This is a genomic window from Sphingomonas sp. PEI4 (genome assembly GCF_056679955.1).
Genome location: NZ_CM155258.1, coordinates 1154804 through 1170164, shown reverse-complemented (window position 1 = coordinate 1170164; position 15361 = coordinate 1154804). Strand labels below are relative to the sequence as shown.

Genomic DNA, 15361 nt, shown 5'->3' with positions numbered 1-15361 from the left:
CCATGCCGGGTCATGGCGCGGTGGTCCCGGTCGGGTCGGTGGCATGCGGCGGTGCGCGGGGCTGGCGCCAGCGTTCGAAGGTCTCGATGATGAGCATGCGTCCGCCACAGCATGGGCACGGCGGGCGGGCATCGTCGGGTTCGACCGGCGCGACATCGGCCACGGGCGGGACAATACCGAGCAGTTGGCGGGCGTGTTCGAGGTGAGCCTTGCGGGTGGCGCCAGCGAGCAGGCCGTAATGACGGATGCGATGGAAGCCCTTCGGGAGAACGTGGATCAGGAAGCGGCGGATGAACTCGTCAGTGGCCAGCGTCATCAGCTGCTGCCGGTCGGCGACATCGTTGCGGTAATTCTTGTAGCGTAATGTCACCCCGGTCTCGTCGAAGCGGACGAGGCGGCTGTTCGAGATCGCCACGCGGTGGGTGTAGCGCGACAGATAAGCGAGCACCGCCTGAGGGCCGGCGAACGGCGGCTTGGCATAAACGACCCAGTTCTTTTTCCGGACCGGGGACAGGTGTCGTAGGAAGGCGCGGCGGTCGGCGAGTGCTGCGAGACTGCCATAGAAGCCGAGCCGTCCCGCCTCGTACAGCGCCATCAGCCGGGTCAGGAACAGGCGGCGGAACAGCTTGCCGAGCACGCGCACCGGCAGCAGGAACGCGGGGCGTGACGACACCCAGCGGCTGCCGTCCGGCGACAGTCCACCGCCCGGTACAATCATATGGATGTGGGGGTGGTGGGTCATCGCCGACCCCCAGGTGTGAAGGACCGCGGTGATGCCGATGCGGGCGCCGAGATGCTTCGGGTCAGCGGCGATGGTCGTCATCGTCTCGGACGCCGCCTGGAACAGCAGGCCGTAGACTGCAGCCTTGTTCTGGTAGGCGATGTTGGCGACCTCGGCCGGCAGGGTGAAGACGACGTGGAAATAGCCGACCGGAAGCAGGTCGGCCTCGCGCTCGGCAAGCCATGCGCGCGCGGCCGCACCCTGGCACCGGGGACAATGCCGGTTGCGACAGGAGTTATAGGCGACCCGCCAGTGTCCGCAGTCGGTGCATGCCTCGGTGTGGCCGCCGAGCGCAGCGGTGCGGCAATGTTCGACAGCCGACATGACCTTGAGCTGGTCGATGCGCTCAATGCGGTCGCGTACCCAGCACGACTATGTCCGCCACGTTCGCGCCTTCGCGGCGTTCCTGCGACGCTCGCCGGAGACCGCGACTGCCGAGGACGTACGGCGCTTCCAGCTTCACCAGCGCGAGCACGGTGTCGGAGAGGCCGTCATCGGCGCCACGGTATCGGCGCTGCGGTTCCTGTTTGGCGTGACGCTTGACCGGCCCGACCTGTCGCGCAGGCTGGTCCTCGCGCCTCGTCCCCGCAAGCTGCCCGACGTGCTGAGCGTCGAGGAGGTAGGGCGGCTGCTCGAGGCGGCACCGGGCATCAAGTACCGCGCCGCGCTGGGCGTCGCGTACGGCGCCGGATTGCGGGTGTCGGAGGTCGCACACCTCAGAGCCGACGACATCGACAGCAAGCGCATGCTGATCCGCATCGAGGAGGGCAAGGGCCGCAAGGACCGTAACGCGATGCTGTCGCCGCAACTGCTTGAACTGCTCCGGCTCTGGTGGCGCGAGGGCAAGCGGCGCAGTGTCCTGTTGCCGCACGGCTGGCTGTTCCCGGGGCGCAGCTACACCGATCCGATCTCAACCAGACAGCTCCACCGCGCCGTTCATGAGGCTGCCGAGGCGGCCGGGATCCGCAAGCGCGTCAGCCCGCACACGCTGCGGCACAGTTTCGCCACCCACCTGCTCGAGCAGGACGTCGACATCCGCGTCATCCAGGTGCTGCTCGGGCACAGCAAGCTCGAAACGACCGCGCTCTATACCAAGGTCGCCACGCGCACGATCCATGCCGTGACCGGTCCGCTTGACCGGTTGATGGCGCTGATGGAGGGCAAGCCACCCGCCGGGTGAGCGCGCGATGCGCACCTCGCTCGAGGTCGCCGACATCTTCCGTGCTGCCGGTCCTGCATACCGGACTGCCCACGCCGGGCATCTGAGCCTCGCCATGTCGTCGAGCATCCGCTGGCGCAGCGGCGTAACGGACTGTTCGGTGGGTAGAGTCGCCATGGAGAGTTCCTCTCGTTGAAGGAACTCCATCGTCTCCCGCCACTGCCGCAGAACCAAACCTCAGCGCCGCTGCGCTACCTCAACCGCCACCACCACTGCCGCGCAGCGGCTTCGTGCATTGGGCGAAAGCGGAATGGCCGGAATGGGGAGGAAAGCGGCCCGGCCGCTTTCGGGCAGCGGTCGCTGTAAGCAGCCGTTCGTTCATTTGATAGGGCAGGAGCCTAATTGGCCGGGTTCTGGTAGACCGGACGGGCCGCTTTCGGCGTGCAGTTGCATCAAGCATTCGTTAGTTCACTTGATCTGTCACGGGGTAAGCCGCTGGTCGCCCGTTTAGCAGCTCGGCCTGTTACGGGTGACGATGTGCCGTAACCTGACTATCGTTGATGCAGCGGGACAAGGGCGTTAAATCCCCGTGGGTAGTGATAACCATGAGTACGCCTTAAAATACCGAGCAGGCAAACCTAGACCCAGGCTGATAGCGTCGGTGAACTGTAAGAGGACTTGGATTTGCACACGCTATACGAAACGATCGAGCCCTATCATTCCGGCATGCTCGACGTCGGTGACGGGCATTCGGTGTATTTCGAGCGCTGCGGCACGCCTGGGGGCAAGCCCGCAGTGTTCCTCCATGGCGGGCCAGGCGGGGGCATCTCGGCAAAACATCGCCAGCTGTTCGATCCTGCGAGATACGATGTGCTGCTGTTCGATCAGCGAGGATGTGGGCGGTCGACGCCGCATGCCGGGCTCGACGCGAACACCACCTGGGATCTGGTCGCTGACATGGAGCAACTGCGCACGATGATCGGTGTCGAACGCTGGCTAGTGTTCGGTGGATCCTGGGGATCGACGCTGGCGCTAGCTTATGCACAGACGCATCCCGAACGAGTCAGCGAGCTGGTCCTGCGCGGCATCTTCACCTTGCGGACGTCGGAGCTCGACTGGTATTATCAGTTTGGCGCGTCGGAGGTGTTCCCCGACAAATGGGCAGCATTCGAGGCGCCGATCCCGATTACTGAGCGTGACGATATGCGCGGCGCGTACCGCAAGCGTCTGACCGGCTACGATCCCGCGGCACAGATTGAGGCGGCCAAGGCCTGGGCGTTGTGGGAGGGCGAGACGATCACCTTGCTGCCCGATCCGGCGACCAGCGCGGGGTTCGAGGACGCGCATTTCGCGCTGGCGTTCGCACGGATCGAGAACCATTATTTCGTCAATAACGGCTGGCTCGACGAGGGACAGTTGATCCGCAATGCGGGCATGCTCGCGGGCATTCCCGGCACGATCGTCCAGGGCCGTTACGACATGGTCTGCCCGGCACGCACCGCGTACGATCTGCATCACGCCTGGCCCGAAGCGGACTTTCATCTGGTGGAGGGCGCCGGTCATGCCTGGAACGAGCCGGGTATCCTCAACCAATTGATCCGCGCGACGGACCGCTACGCCGCCGATTAGGCGGGCGCGCGGGCCAGTCGGCGAGGAATGGTGAAGTCGGTTTCGCCAGCCTCTGAGATCGCGGTTGCCATCACGTGGTGCATCGGCGCGCGCGTGCAGGCGGGATCGGTCGCGGCGGCGTTGCCGGCAAGTGCTAGCGCCTGGCAGCGACATCCGCCCCAATCGATCTCGCGGCGGTCGCAGCCTTGGCATGGTGCCGGCATCCAGTCGGTGCCGCGGAACCGCGCAAATGCTTCGGCGTCATGCCAAAGATCGAAGAGCGACCATTCGCGGACCGAGGGGAATTCCATGTCGGGGATCGTCTCGGCGGCATGGCAGGGCAGTGCCTTGCCGGAGGGCGAGATGTTGATGAAACGCTGGCCCCAGCCGCCCATACAGGCCTTGGGCCGCGCCGCATAATAATCGGGGACGACGTAATCGATCGCGATCCGGCCGTGCAGTCGAGCGCGCGCAGCCTCGACGATCGCGGTGGTGCTCTCAAGCTGGTCGATCGTCGGCAGCAGCGCGTTGCGATTGCGCAGCGCCCACCCGTAATACTGGACGTGAGCGATCTCCATGCGTTCGGAACCGAGCGCTTCGCCAAGCGCGATCATCTCCTCGACCCGATCGATATTCTGGCGGTGAACGACGAAGTTGCTCGTCAGAGGCAGGCCAGAGTTGCGGATCAGCGCAGCGGCGAGCAGTTTCTTCGCATGGCCGCCACGATAACCGCCCGCGACGTCCGCGCGCAGCGCCTCGCTGTCCTGGAAGCTCAGCTGTACATGATCCACCCCCGCCGTGATCAGCGCGCGCATCCGCTCGGCGTCGAGCAGCACCCCGGAGGTGATGATGTTGGTATAAAGCCCAGCGGCGTTCGCATGGGCTACGAGCTGTTCCAGATCGCGCCGCGCCATCGGTTCGCCACCCGAGAAATGAACCTGCAGCACGCCGAGCGCGGCCGCCTCGTCGAGCACGCGGAGCCATTCGTCGGTCGCCAGTTCGCTGGACGGCGGATCGAGCTTCAGCGGATTCGAGCAATAGGCGCATTGGAGGGGGCAGCGGTGGGTGAGTTCAATGATGAGTCCCATCGGGGGTGGGGTCATAGCTGTATCGCTCCGCGGAGGGAAAGGTCGTCGAGGGCCGCCACGACGTCGTCCGCGATCGTCTCGCGCGGGGCATCGAACCGGCGGGCAAGGTCGTCGACGATATGGTCGGTCGTGCGCGCTCCGTCGACGAGCCTCAGGATTTCCACCGCAATGTCGTCGGGCATGAACAGCTTTTCGGGCGCGAGGATGATCCAGACGTTGCGGACGGTGTCGAAGCGGAACTTCACGCCGCGCTTGAAACGAGGCACTGCAGTCATCGTACGTCCTGCGGCACGAACGCGCCGGGCGGGATCAGTCCGGGCGCGACATAGGCGAGGTACAGCCCATCGAGCTGCGACCAGAGCACGTCGCACTTGAAGCGCAACGCCGACAGCACCGCCTGCTGCTTCTCCGCCGTATCGGCATGCGCCTTCACATAGGCGAGCGCGAAGTCGCTGTCCTGCGGCGCCTGGGTGAGGCGCGGGGTGAAGTAGGACAGCGTATCGGGCGTTATGAAGTCGTAATGCGCGAGCATGCCGGACACGCGCTCGGCGATGATGGTCGGCGAGAAGAGTTCGGTCAGCGACGATGCCACCGCCTCCAGCAACGTGCGGTCGCGGACGAAATGGACGTAGGCGTCGACCGCGAAACGGGTGGTCGGCAGGATCGCGTCGGTACTCTTGACCAGCGCACGGTCCAGGCCGACGCCCTCGGCCAGCTTGATCCAGCGTTCGATACCGCCGGGCTTGCTGCCATCGCCGTCGTGATCCTCGATCCTTCGGCGCCACTCGCGGCGCAGCTCCGAAGTCGGCAGGCGCGCGAGCAGATGCGCGTCCTTCACCGGGATCTGATTCTGGTAGTAATAACGGTTCAGTGCCCAGGCCTGAACCTGGCCGCGGGTGAGCTTACCGTCGTGGAGGAGGCGGTGGAACGGATGGAGGATATGATAACGCTCGGCGCCGATCGCGCGAAGCGCTGTTTCCAAGCCATCGTCGTCCATCAATTCGGTCATAATGTGAACCGCAAACCGTCCTCGGCGATGATCCACTTCGCGGCTTCGGCCTCGGTGCGCTCGGGGCTGTCGTCTAGCAGCACGGGGTTGGAATTGTTGATGTGGAGCGCGATGCGTCGTCCGATCGTCAGGTCGGCAAGCGATGCTATCGAGCCTCCTGCACCGGCCATGCTCATATGGCCCATACGGCGGCCCGTCTTGGCGCCGAGCCCGGCATGGATCATCTCGTCGTCGTCCCACAAAGTCGCATCGAAGAAGAGCAGGTCGGCGCCGTCGATCCGCGCACGCAGGTCGTCCGTCATCGCCGCGCAGCCGGGAATGAAGAGGACGCGGTGCGTGCCGTCGGAAATCTCTGCGCCGACCGTGGTGTCGTCGACCAGGATCGGCTGCATGCGGTCGCCATCCTCCATGTAAAGCGGGACCTTGCCCGGCACCGCGAAGAGCGTCGCGGTTAGCGTGTCGTCCAGCGCTATGGGCTGGCCGAGCATGACCGTGTGACGGTCGACGATGCCATCCGCCAGCACGTCGAAGATCGGATTGGCGGTGAGGATGGCGTGCACGGCTGTGGTCGCATGCAGTGCGAAGGGCTCGCGTTCGCGCAAGGTCAACAGTCCGGCAATCACGTCGACGTCGCCGCCGGTGAGCACGACGCTAGCAATCGGGGTCGAGCGTCGGCCATGGGTGGGATGCAGCGCCGACGTGAGTTCAAGCTGGCGACGTAGGTCGGGCGAGGCGTTGAAAAGGTGCCAGCGCTGACCATCGCCGCTGACCACGATGCTGGCTTGCGTCCGCGGACGTGCTGCAGTGTCACCGGCGCGGGCGCGGCGGGAGGCGGGCGAATGGCAGTTCCATTGGGGGAAGCCGCCGCCGGCCGCCGCCCCCAGGACGATGACGTCCATCTGCTATCAGACGAGTTCGGCGCACGCATAGCAGTTGATTTCGGCACCGAGGGCGATCTCGACGATCCGGGGCTTCTTCCAGGCCATTCACTGTCTCCTGTGCGCGGATATGCGCCTGCTGGACCCTAGCGATCGGTCGATGCGAGGGAATTGGCCTTAAGTACGACTTGGCCAAATCGCGCCGGACTAGCTGCTTGATCATCCGACCCGGTTGGCGATCAGGTGATCGACGACGCTTGGATCGCCCAGCGTGCTGGTGTCGCCGAGGCTCGAGGTGTCGCCTTCCGCGATCTTGCGCAGGATGCGGCGCATGATCTTTCCCGAGCGCGTCTTGGGCAAAGCCGGAGCGAATTGGAGTTTGTCGGGGGTTGCGATCGGGCCGATCTCGGTGCGTACCCAGCGGCACAGCTCGTCGCGCAGGTCGTGGCTATGGTCGATGCCGTCGTTGAGTGTGACATAGGCGTAGATGCCCTGGCCCTTCACGTCGTGCGGCATGCCGACCACTGCCGCCTCGGCGACGTGTTTGTGCAGCACCAGCGCGCTTTCGACTTCGGCCGTGCCCATCCGGTGCCCGCTAACGTTGATCACGTCGTCGACGCGGCCGGTGATCCAGTAATAACCGTCCTCATCGCGGCGACATCCATCGCCGGTGAAATACTTGCCCTGGTAGGTCGAGAAATAGGTCTGAAAGAAGCGTTCGTGATCGCCCCAGACGGTCCGCATCTGGCCTGGCCAGCTCTGCGTGATGACGAGGTTGCCTTCCGCCGGACCGACCAGCACGTTGCCCTTCTCGTCGACCAGTTCCAGCGTCACGCCGGGCAGGGGCTTGGTTGCCGAACCCGGCTTCAATGCGGTCGCGCCGGGCAGTGGGCAGATCATGATACCGCCGGTCTCGGTCTGCCACCACGCGTCGATGATCGGCGCTCGTCCGCCGCCGACGACATCGTGATACCAGCGCCATGCCTCGGGATTGATCGGTTCGCCGACACTGCCGAGCAGCTTGAGCGACGAGCGATCGGTGCGCGTGACGAAATCGTCGCCTTCTTTCATCAGCGCGCGCAGCACGGTCGGTGCGGTAAACAGTGTGTGGACCTTGTGGCGATCGACGATCTCCCAGATCCGGCTGGCGTTCGGCCAGTTCGGAAGCCCCTCGTACATCAAGGTCGTCGCACCATTGGCTAGCGGGCCGTAGAGGATGTACGTGTGGCCGGTGACCCAACCGATATCGGCGGCACACCAGTAGATGTCGCCGGGCTGGTAATCGAACGCCATCTCATGGGTGTAGGCCGCCCAGAGCAGATAGCCGCCACTAGTGTGCAGCACGCCCTTGGGCTTGCCGGTCGATCCGCTGGTGTAGAGCACGAACAGCGGATCTTCGGCGGCGACCGGCACCGCGGGGCAGTCGGTGCCGACTCCCTCGGCTGCTTCGTGATACCAGACGTCGCGGGTGTGCATCGTCACGTCGCCGCCGGTCGCCTTGACGACGATGACGCGCTTGAGGCCTGGAGCCTTTTCGGCGGCGGCATCGACATTGGCCTTCAATGGAATGCGCTTGCCGCCACGACAGCCTTCGTCGGCGGTGACGACGATCGTCGATCCACAATCCTCGATCCGCCCGGCAATCGCCTCGGGGGAGAAGCCGCCGAACACCACCGAATGCACCGCACCGAGCCGCGCGCAGGCGAGTACCGCGAATGCCGCTTCGGGGATCATCGGCAGGTAGATCGTGACGCGATCGCCCTTCGCAACGCCCTGCGCGGTCAGCACGTTGGCGAAGCGGCACACTCCGGCATGGAGTTCGCGGTAGGTGATGTGACGAGGCGCATCGGTGGGGCAGTCCGGCTCCCAGATGATCGCGACCTGATCGCCGCGTGTATCGAGATGCCGGTCTAGACAGTTCGCGGCGACGTTCAGTTCGCCGTCCTCGAACCATTTGATGTGGAAATCATCTTTCGCGAACGACCAGTCGCCTGCGATCTCGGGTACCTTCGTCCAGTCCAGCCGCTTCGCCTGTTCCAGCCAGAACGCGCCCGGATTGCTCGACGCCGCTTCATACAGCGTGTCGTAGCCGTCCCCGTCGATGCGGGCGTGGTCGGCCCAGCCACTGGTTACGGGGAAGATGGTCTGTTCGGTCATAGGTGTCCCGGAAAGAAGAGGCCGCGGGGCGATGATGTCCCGCGGCCGGGCGTCGGATCAGAAGAACAGGATCGCACCCGCTGCCAAAGTATCGGACTTGGCATCGTTGCCGTTATGGGCCTCGGCCTTGGTCCGCGTGTATTCGCCGATCAGCGTGACCCAGCTGGTCAGGCCGTAGCGCGCCTGACCGACCCAACTGCTGTTCTTGTCAAGCAGCGTCGGGTTGACCTCGTTGCGGGCAAGATCGAGGAAGCTCGCGCCGTAGCTTCCGCCGAGCGTGAGCTTGCCGATCGTGTACGTGCCCTGGGCATAATAGCCGCTACTGTCGCGCTTGCGCCCGGCGGCGTCTGTGGAGAGGATGAACAAGCCGGTCGTACCGATGCCCGAGCCATTGTAATAGTAACCAAGCAAACCAAAGCCGGCATAGGTCAGCTTCGCGCCGACATCGAAGCCGCTGCCGGTGTAGCTGGGAGATCCATCGACCCCGTCATGCTTCTGGGTGATGCCGCCAGCCCAAAAGTGTCCACCGAGCTGATCCGACTTGAAGTCATAGGTGACTTTAGCTTGGAAGCCGGGCGAACCATTGACCTCCGAATTGCCGATCGTCTGGAGCGGCTGGAAGATGCCGGCGCTTACCTGGAGCCCACCGAATTTGGGGCTGGAATAGGTGATCTGGGGCTGGAAGTCGGTGTAGATATAGCCGATGCCGATCCGCCCGAGCGAGGTGTTCGACGGCGCGACGTTGCCGCCGGTCGAGCCGACGCCGAGCAGTGTAATATCGTTGAGGATCGCGTCCGAGCCGAACAGGCCGATGTCGCGACCGACCTTGATCGTGCCGAAATTGGGCTTTCCGAAGGTAAGGTAGGTCTGGCGGGCGTCGATGCCCGATGTGGCGAGCGCTTGCGGCGTACCGGCTGAATTGGCCCCGCCCACGTTGGAGACGCTGTTGATGCCGGGATACAGGCCAATATGCGCGGCGACGTTCCAACCGCCCTGGTTGGTCGATACGTCGATGCCGAAGATGCCGGGCAACAGGCCGTTGCGGATCGACGAGCTGCTTTTGCCAACGGCGGCGAGGCCGCCGACGACGGTATTGCTGGCAATCGCGCGGTCGCCATTGTCGTGGACGTAGAAGCCGTTGACCGATCCGGAGAATTTCACGGTCACGCCGCCGAACTCCATGCCGACGCCGGCTTCGGTCATGCGGACGGAGCGCTTGTCGTCAAGCTGAGCCTGCGCGGCCTGTTGCGGCGCCTGGGGCGCACTGGTGGCGACGGCGGTAGGCTGAGACGGTGCGACTTCGGCGGTCTTGCGGGCAACGAGCGCGTTGTATTCGTCATTGGTGAGGATGCCCTTTTCCTTCAAGCGCAAGAGCAACTGACTGGTCGTGTCATCGGCCTGTGCGAAAGCGGGCGTTGCCGCACAGCACAGCAAAGTCCCGCCTGCCGCCGTTGCCAGCAGATTGCCTAGTCCGATCATCGAAACCTCCCTTTGCGACGCGATGTGATCTGCGCCTTGTTGCAAAGGCTGGCGGATACAGGCGGTCGCGAAAATTAGACTTTGGGTCCGGCGTGCGAATGACGTCAGGGTGCGATCGCGACTCCCCAGGGTGCGCGGCCGGCGGGGATCGTCGCGGTCACCTTGGCGGTCGCGATGTCGATCACCGACACGGTGTCGCTGAGGCCATTGGCGGCGAAGGCGCGCCTGCCGTCGGGGCTGATCGCGAGGTGCCAGACGCGGAGGCCGACGGGAACGATCCGCGTCACCTTGTGGCTGGCAACGTCGATGAACGCGACGGCGTTGCCGCGGCCCAAGGCAACCAACGCGGTCTTGTGATCGGGGGTAAACCGGATGCCGACCGGCATGATCTTCTCGGGGTTGGTGCCGGGGATTGCGAAGCGGATCGTGTCGGTTACCGTCCGAGCTGCGGTGTCGACGATCTGAACCGTCCCGCCGATCTCGGCCGAAACCCATAACTGTTTGCCGTCGCGCGTATATTCGGCATGACGCGGACGTTGCTCGACCGCGGTGACGCCGGTCGGCTGGTGGCTGGCGATATCGATCCAGTGGAGCGAATTGTCGGTCTCCGCGGTCGATACCGCGGTCTTGCCGTCGGGACTGACCGCCATCCCCTCGGGCTCGACGCCGACCACGACTTGGAACGCGACTTTCCGCCCCGGCACGTCGATCGCGGTGACCGCGGCGTCCCGCTCGTTGGAGGCGAACAGCAGCGTGCCGTCGGGGGAGAGCGCGAACGTCTCCGGATCCTCGCCCGAAGGCAGGTCGGCGATGAGCTTGCCGGTCTTGCTGTCAATCACCTGCACGGCATTCTCGTCGCTGGCGCAGACGTAGAGCTGAGTACCGTCACGCGACAGGATGATGCCGCGCGGGCGACGGCCAACTGGCCACGTCGCGATCGGTTTCAGCGTCGCGCCGTCTATGACGGTGATCGAGTTTCCCTTCTCGTTGGAAACGTAGATCGTCTCCGCAAGTGCAGGAGCGGCGGCGGTCAACGCCAGCAGGGGAAGCAGGGTCAGGGTTCGCATTTGCCGACACTAACTCCGATGAGCGCGCAACACCCTGATACCAAAGTGCAATAGGACTAGCGCGTGGGCCGTCCATAGGGTTCTGCCATGCCGCGTCAGATCGGCCGACGGCAATGGTGAGGTGTTTGGAATGGCTGGAAGAGTATCGCGGTTCGTCTTCGCGGCTTCGGCAATGGTCGCGGCCGGATCGATCGGCATCAATGTGTATGCGCATGGCAATGTAACGCCCCAAGCCGTCGACACGACCGCGCTGAAGGACATTGGCACTACATGGCTGAAGGTGAACCCGTATCGCAGCGACGCGACCGCGATCAAGATCGGCGAGAGCGCGTATGGCCAGAATTGCGCGCGCTGCCACGGCTTGGAGGCCATCTCCGGCGGGATCGCGCCGGACCTGCGCTATCTCGACGTCGGCGAGGCGGGTGACGAATGGTACATCCAGCGATTCCAGCATGGCTCGGTCCGCGATGGCAAGGTGTACATGCCGCCGATGGGCGACGTGCTGGGGCAGAAGGCCGGCTGGGCGATCCGTTCCTGGCTCGACACGAAGCATTCGGAGGAGTGATCGTGAGACCATCGCGGCGGGCGTTTCTCGGCGGCGCATTGGCCAGCGCCGCGCTGGTGCCGTTCGGAACGGCGGCAGCGGCACCGATCGACAAGATCAAGGCGAACGGCGTGCTGCGCGTCGCGGTATACCGCGATTTCGAGCCATGGTCGTGGAAGCGGGACGGCAAGATCGTCGGGATCGACGTCGAGATCGCCGAAGCCATCGCGAAGAAACTCGGGGTCCGTGCCGAACCGATCGACTTCCTCGCGGACGAGGGGGTGTCGGACGATCTCCGAAACATGGTGTGGCGCGGCTCGCTGGTCGGCGGGACGGTCTGCGACGTGATGATGCACGTGCCGGTCGATCGGGCGTTCGCGCTCGCCAACGACCGTGCGGTGATCGGCGCGCCTTACTACCGCGAAGGTTTCCAGATGGCCTGCGGCCTCGACACCGACTGCGAGGTCGCGCCCGCGGCGTTCAAGGGCATGCGCCTGGTTGCCGAGCTCGACAGCATCCCTGACTTCTATCTGTCTGGCTCGTTCGGCGGCGTGCTGCGCCCCGACGTCAAGCATCTCACCAGCGGTCAGGCGGCGATCGACGCAGTCAAGACCGGCGACGCCGACGTCGCGATGGCGAGCCGCGCGCAGATCGAACATGCGCTTCATGGCGGCAGTAAGACGGTGAAGGTCCGCAAAGGCCCCCTGCCAGCACTGCCGAGTCCGGGTTGGGACATCGGCATGGCGGTCAAGGACGACAGCCGCGATCTGGCGGACGCACTCGATACGATGATCGCCGGATTTCGCACCGACGGAACGCTGGACGCCATTTTCGCACGGTACGGTGTCTCGCCGAAAACGCCAATCTCGATCTAGCGTGGTCGCAGCGACCGAAGGTCCTATGTGGCGGTGGCGAGTCTGAGATTATCCTGAGAAAATTCCAAGACGGTTCAAAGAACGGGTCGATCCAATGAATGGACGAACAGGAGGGGAGAAGACGATGACGTTTCGCATGACGCGCGCGGCCGCACTGCTGGCGGGGGCCGCCATGATGGCGACGACGCCGCTCGCAGCGGCGGTCAAGGATGCTGCCGCCCCGGCTGCGACGCCGGCGGCACCTGCCGCGCCGCCGATGGCCGGGGCCGGCCCGACCGACGCCGACCTGATGAGCGACGCGAACACCCCTGGCGACATTCTGACCTACGGCATGGGGCCCAAGGCTCAGCGCTACAGCACGATCACCCAGATCAACGATACCAATGTCGCCAAGCTGGTCCCGGCCTTCTCCGCCTCGCTCGGTGGTGAAAAGCAGCGCGGCCAGGAATCGCAGCCGATCGTCTATGACGGCACGATCTACGTGACCGGCTCCTATTCGCGACTGTTCGCGTTCGATGCGAAGACCGGCGAAGAGAAGTGGCAATACGACGCGCGTCTGCCCGACGGCATTATGCCCTGCTGCGACGTGGTCAACCGCGGTGCGGCGATCTACGGCGACAAGATCATCTTCGCGACGCTCGACGCGCACATGGTCGCGCTCAACCGCAACACCGGCAAGGTGATCTGGAACAAGACGCTGCAGGATTACGCGGCGGGTTACTCGAACACCGCGGCACCGATCATCGTCAAGGGCAAGGTGATCTATGGCAATTCGGGCGGTGAGTTCGGCGTCATCGGCAAAGTCGAGGCCCGCGACGTCAACACCGGCGAGCTGGTCTGGTCGCGGCCGACGATCGAAGGCAATATGGGCTCGCTCAACGGCAAGGACTCAACGATCACCGGCAAGACCAACGCGAGTTGGCAGGGCGATCAGTACAAGACTGGCGGCGGCGCGCCATGGCTGGGCGGCACCTACGATCCCGACACCAATCTGCTCTTTTTCGGTACCGGCAACCCGGCACCTTGGAACAGCCATCTGCGGCCGGGCGACAATCTCTACACCTCGTCGACGCTGGCGATCGATGCCGACACCGGCGAAATCAAATGGCATTACCAGTATACGCCGCACGACGGCTGGGATTTCGACGGCGTGAACGAGTTCATCCCGTTCGATGCCAAGATCGGCGGCAAGATGATGAAGCTTGGCGCGCAAGCTAATCGCAACGGCTATTTCTTCGTGCTAGACCGGACGACCGGCAAGTTCATCTCGGCCAATCCGTTCGTGTCCAAGACGACCTGGGCAAAGGGCTATACCAAGGCCGGCCGGCCCATCTTCGACGATACCAACCGTCCGGGTCCGCCTTCGACCGAAAAGGGTACGACGGTGTTCTCCGCGCCTGCGTTCCTCGGCGCCAAGAACTGGATGCCGATGGCGTATAGCGGCCAGACGGGGATGTTCTACGTGCCTTCCAACGAATGGGGCATGGATATCTGGAACGAGCCGATCGCGTACAAGAAGGGCGCGGCCTATCTGGGCGCGGGCTTCACGATCAAGCCGCTGTACCCCGATCATATCGGCGTGCTGCGCGCGATCGATCCCGCCACCGGCAAGATCGCGTGGGAATACAACAACAAGGCGCCACTGTGGGGCGGGGTGCTCGCGACCGCGGGGAATTTGGTCTTCACCGGCACGCCCGAGGGCTATCTGAAGGCATTCGACGCGAAGACCGGCAAGGAACTCTGGAAGTTCAACACCGGATCGGGCGTGGTCGGTTCGCCGGTCACTTGGACCCAGGACGGCGAGCAGTTCGTCGCGGTCATGTCGGGCTGGGGTGGCGCGGTGCCGCTATGGGGTGGTGAGGTCGCCAAGGCGGTGCAGCATATCAACCAGGGCGGTGCGCTCTGGGTGTTCAAGCTGCCAAAATCGTGATGATCGAGAATGGGATGTCGCAGGCGGCATCCCATTCCTTGTCGCGCGCTGAGCCGGTACACCAGCCGCGGGCAGGGGGGCATGACGTGGAACGGGTGCTAATCGCGGACGATCATCCGCTCGTACGGGACGGACTCCGCACCGTCATCTCGGTCGCGTTCGATCAGTGCGAATTGTTCGAGGCGTCGTCGATCGCCGAGGCCATCGCAATCGTCGAGCGTGAAGGCGATTTCGACCTCGTCCTGCTCGATCTCAACATGCCCGATGCCGAAGGGTTTTCGGGACTTGCCCAGATGCGCGACCGGTTCCCGTCGGTACCCGTCGTGATCGTATCGGGTGCGTGCGAGGGCGGTTTGATCAGCGCGTCGATTGCCAACGGCGCGGCCGGGTTCATCCCGAAGTCGCTCAAGCGCAGCGCGATCGTCGAGGCGATCCAGTCAATCCTGGCGGGCGACGTCTTCATGCCGGAAGAATTCCGGACTATCGGCGCGGACAATGTCGCACTCGAGGACATCCGCCGCCGCGTCGAAACGTTGACGCCGCAACAGCGCGTCGTGTTGGGGCTGGTCGTCGGCGGCAAGCTCAACAAGCAGATCGCGTTTGAACTTGATGTCTCGATGACGACGGTGAAGGCGCACGTCTCGGCGATCCTGGCGAAACTGAACGTTTATAGCAGGACCCAAGCCGTGATCCTGGCAAACAAGATCAATTTCGTGCCGGCACCGTTGGCGGCCCGGCACTGAGGAGACCGATTAAAGTTTACCGACATTCGAGCTTTTAACCTTC

At 64.3% G+C, this 15361-nt stretch carries 14 protein-coding genes and 1 pseudogene; 6 read left to right on the top strand and 9 right to left on the bottom strand.

Annotated elements, in window-relative coordinates; all coding sequences use genetic code 11:
- Nucleotides 1–10 precede the first annotated feature (10 nt).
- Nucleotides 11–1117 (bottom strand): annotated as a pseudogene (locus AC1MLZ_RS05215) (IS91 family transposase); the annotation flags it as partial.
- Between AC1MLZ_RS05215 and AC1MLZ_RS05210 the strand changes: the two are divergent.
- Nucleotides 1104–1961 (top strand): tyrosine-type recombinase/integrase, encoded by an 858-nt coding sequence (locus AC1MLZ_RS05210; protein WP_151991839.1) that lies wholly within the window; start codon nucleotides 1104–1106, stop codon nucleotides 1959–1961. The pseudogene AC1MLZ_RS05215 and the gene AC1MLZ_RS05210 overlap by 14 nt on opposite strands.
- Before the next feature lie 705 nt (nucleotides 1962–2666).
- A complete protein-coding gene (gene pip / locus AC1MLZ_RS05205) occupies nucleotides 2667–3569 on the top strand; it encodes a prolyl aminopeptidase (protein ID WP_042466515.1) in 903 nt (300 codons plus the stop codon).
- Here the strand turns inward: pip and pqqE are convergent.
- The 8 genes from pqqE to AC1MLZ_RS05165 all read right to left on the bottom strand — a co-directional run bounded on the left by pqqE (nucleotide 3566) and on the right by AC1MLZ_RS05165 (nucleotide 11226).
- Nucleotides 3566–4636 (bottom strand): pyrroloquinoline quinone biosynthesis protein PqqE, encoded by a 1071-nt coding sequence (pqqE, locus tag AC1MLZ_RS05200; protein WP_031439395.1) that lies wholly within the window; start codon nucleotides 4634–4636, stop codon nucleotides 3566–3568. The two genes, pip and pqqE, sit on opposite strands and share 4 nt — an antisense overlap.
- A gap of 11 nt (nucleotides 4637–4647) precedes the next feature.
- Nucleotides 4648–4911 carry a pyrroloquinoline quinone biosynthesis peptide chaperone PqqD gene (pqqD, locus tag AC1MLZ_RS05195; protein ID WP_031439394.1) on the bottom strand — a complete coding sequence of 88 codons (264 nt, stop codon included), beginning with the start codon at nucleotides 4909–4911 and terminating at the stop codon, nucleotides 4648–4650.
- Nucleotides 4908–5645 (bottom strand): pyrroloquinoline-quinone synthase PqqC, encoded by a 738-nt coding sequence (pqqC, locus tag AC1MLZ_RS05190; protein ID WP_031439393.1) that lies wholly within the window; start codon nucleotides 5643–5645, stop codon nucleotides 4908–4910. Before pqqC ends, pqqD begins: the two co-directional genes overlap by 4 nt.
- Nucleotides 5642–6544 carry a pyrroloquinoline quinone biosynthesis protein PqqB gene (pqqB, locus tag AC1MLZ_RS05185; protein ID WP_031439392.1) on the bottom strand — a complete coding sequence of 301 codons (903 nt, stop codon included), beginning with the start codon at nucleotides 6542–6544 and terminating at the stop codon, nucleotides 5642–5644. The genes pqqC and pqqB overlap by 4 nt, the downstream gene beginning before the upstream one ends.
- Before the next feature lie 6 nt (nucleotides 6545–6550).
- On the bottom strand, nucleotides 6551–6631 hold the full coding sequence (gene pqqA, locus AC1MLZ_RS05180; protein ID WP_042466497.1) for a pyrroloquinoline quinone precursor peptide PqqA: 81 nt from the start codon (nucleotides 6629–6631) through the stop codon (nucleotides 6551–6553).
- 111 nt (nucleotides 6632–6742) lie between these two features.
- Nucleotides 6743–8680 (bottom strand): acetate--CoA ligase, encoded by a 1938-nt coding sequence (gene acs / locus AC1MLZ_RS05175; RefSeq protein WP_031439391.1) that lies wholly within the window; start codon nucleotides 8678–8680, stop codon nucleotides 6743–6745.
- A 57-nt stretch (nucleotides 8681–8737) separates the two neighbouring features.
- The gene (locus AC1MLZ_RS05170) at nucleotides 8738–10159 is read right to left on the bottom strand and encodes a porin (protein ID WP_151991840.1); all 1422 of its coding nucleotides are present in this window, start codon (nucleotides 10157–10159) and stop codon (nucleotides 8738–8740) included.
- Nucleotides 10160–10263: 104 nt separating this feature from the next.
- On the bottom strand, nucleotides 10264–11226 hold the full coding sequence (locus AC1MLZ_RS05165) for a PQQ-dependent catabolism-associated beta-propeller protein (RefSeq protein ID WP_031439389.1): 963 nt from the start codon (nucleotides 11224–11226) through the stop codon (nucleotides 10264–10266).
- A 172-nt stretch (nucleotides 11227–11398) separates the two neighbouring features.
- On the opposite strand from AC1MLZ_RS05165, the gene pedF reads away from it, so the two are divergent.
- The 4 genes from pedF (at nucleotide 11399) to AC1MLZ_RS05145 (ending at nucleotide 15318) form a co-directional block, all read left to right on the top strand.
- On the top strand, nucleotides 11399–11791 hold the full coding sequence (gene pedF, locus AC1MLZ_RS05160; protein ID WP_407818298.1) for a cytochrome c-550 PedF: 393 nt from the start codon (nucleotides 11399–11401) through the stop codon (nucleotides 11789–11791).
- A gap of 2 nt (nucleotides 11792–11793) precedes the next feature.
- Complete coding sequence (locus AC1MLZ_RS05155) at nucleotides 11794–12645, top strand: substrate-binding periplasmic protein (protein WP_056025361.1); 852 nt, start codon at nucleotides 11794–11796, stop codon at nucleotides 12643–12645.
- Between the two features lie 256 nt (nucleotides 12646–12901).
- The gene (locus AC1MLZ_RS05150; protein ID WP_234422911.1) at nucleotides 12902–14575 is read left to right on the top strand and encodes a methanol/ethanol family PQQ-dependent dehydrogenase; all 1674 of its coding nucleotides are present in this window, start codon (nucleotides 12902–12904) and stop codon (nucleotides 14573–14575) included.
- 86 nt (nucleotides 14576–14661) lie between these two features.
- Nucleotides 14662–15318: a response regulator gene (locus tag AC1MLZ_RS05145; protein ID WP_480960722.1), complete on the top strand. Its 657-nt coding sequence runs from the start codon at nucleotides 14662–14664 to the stop codon at nucleotides 15316–15318.
- The last annotated feature ends 43 nt before the right edge of the window (nucleotides 15319–15361 follow it).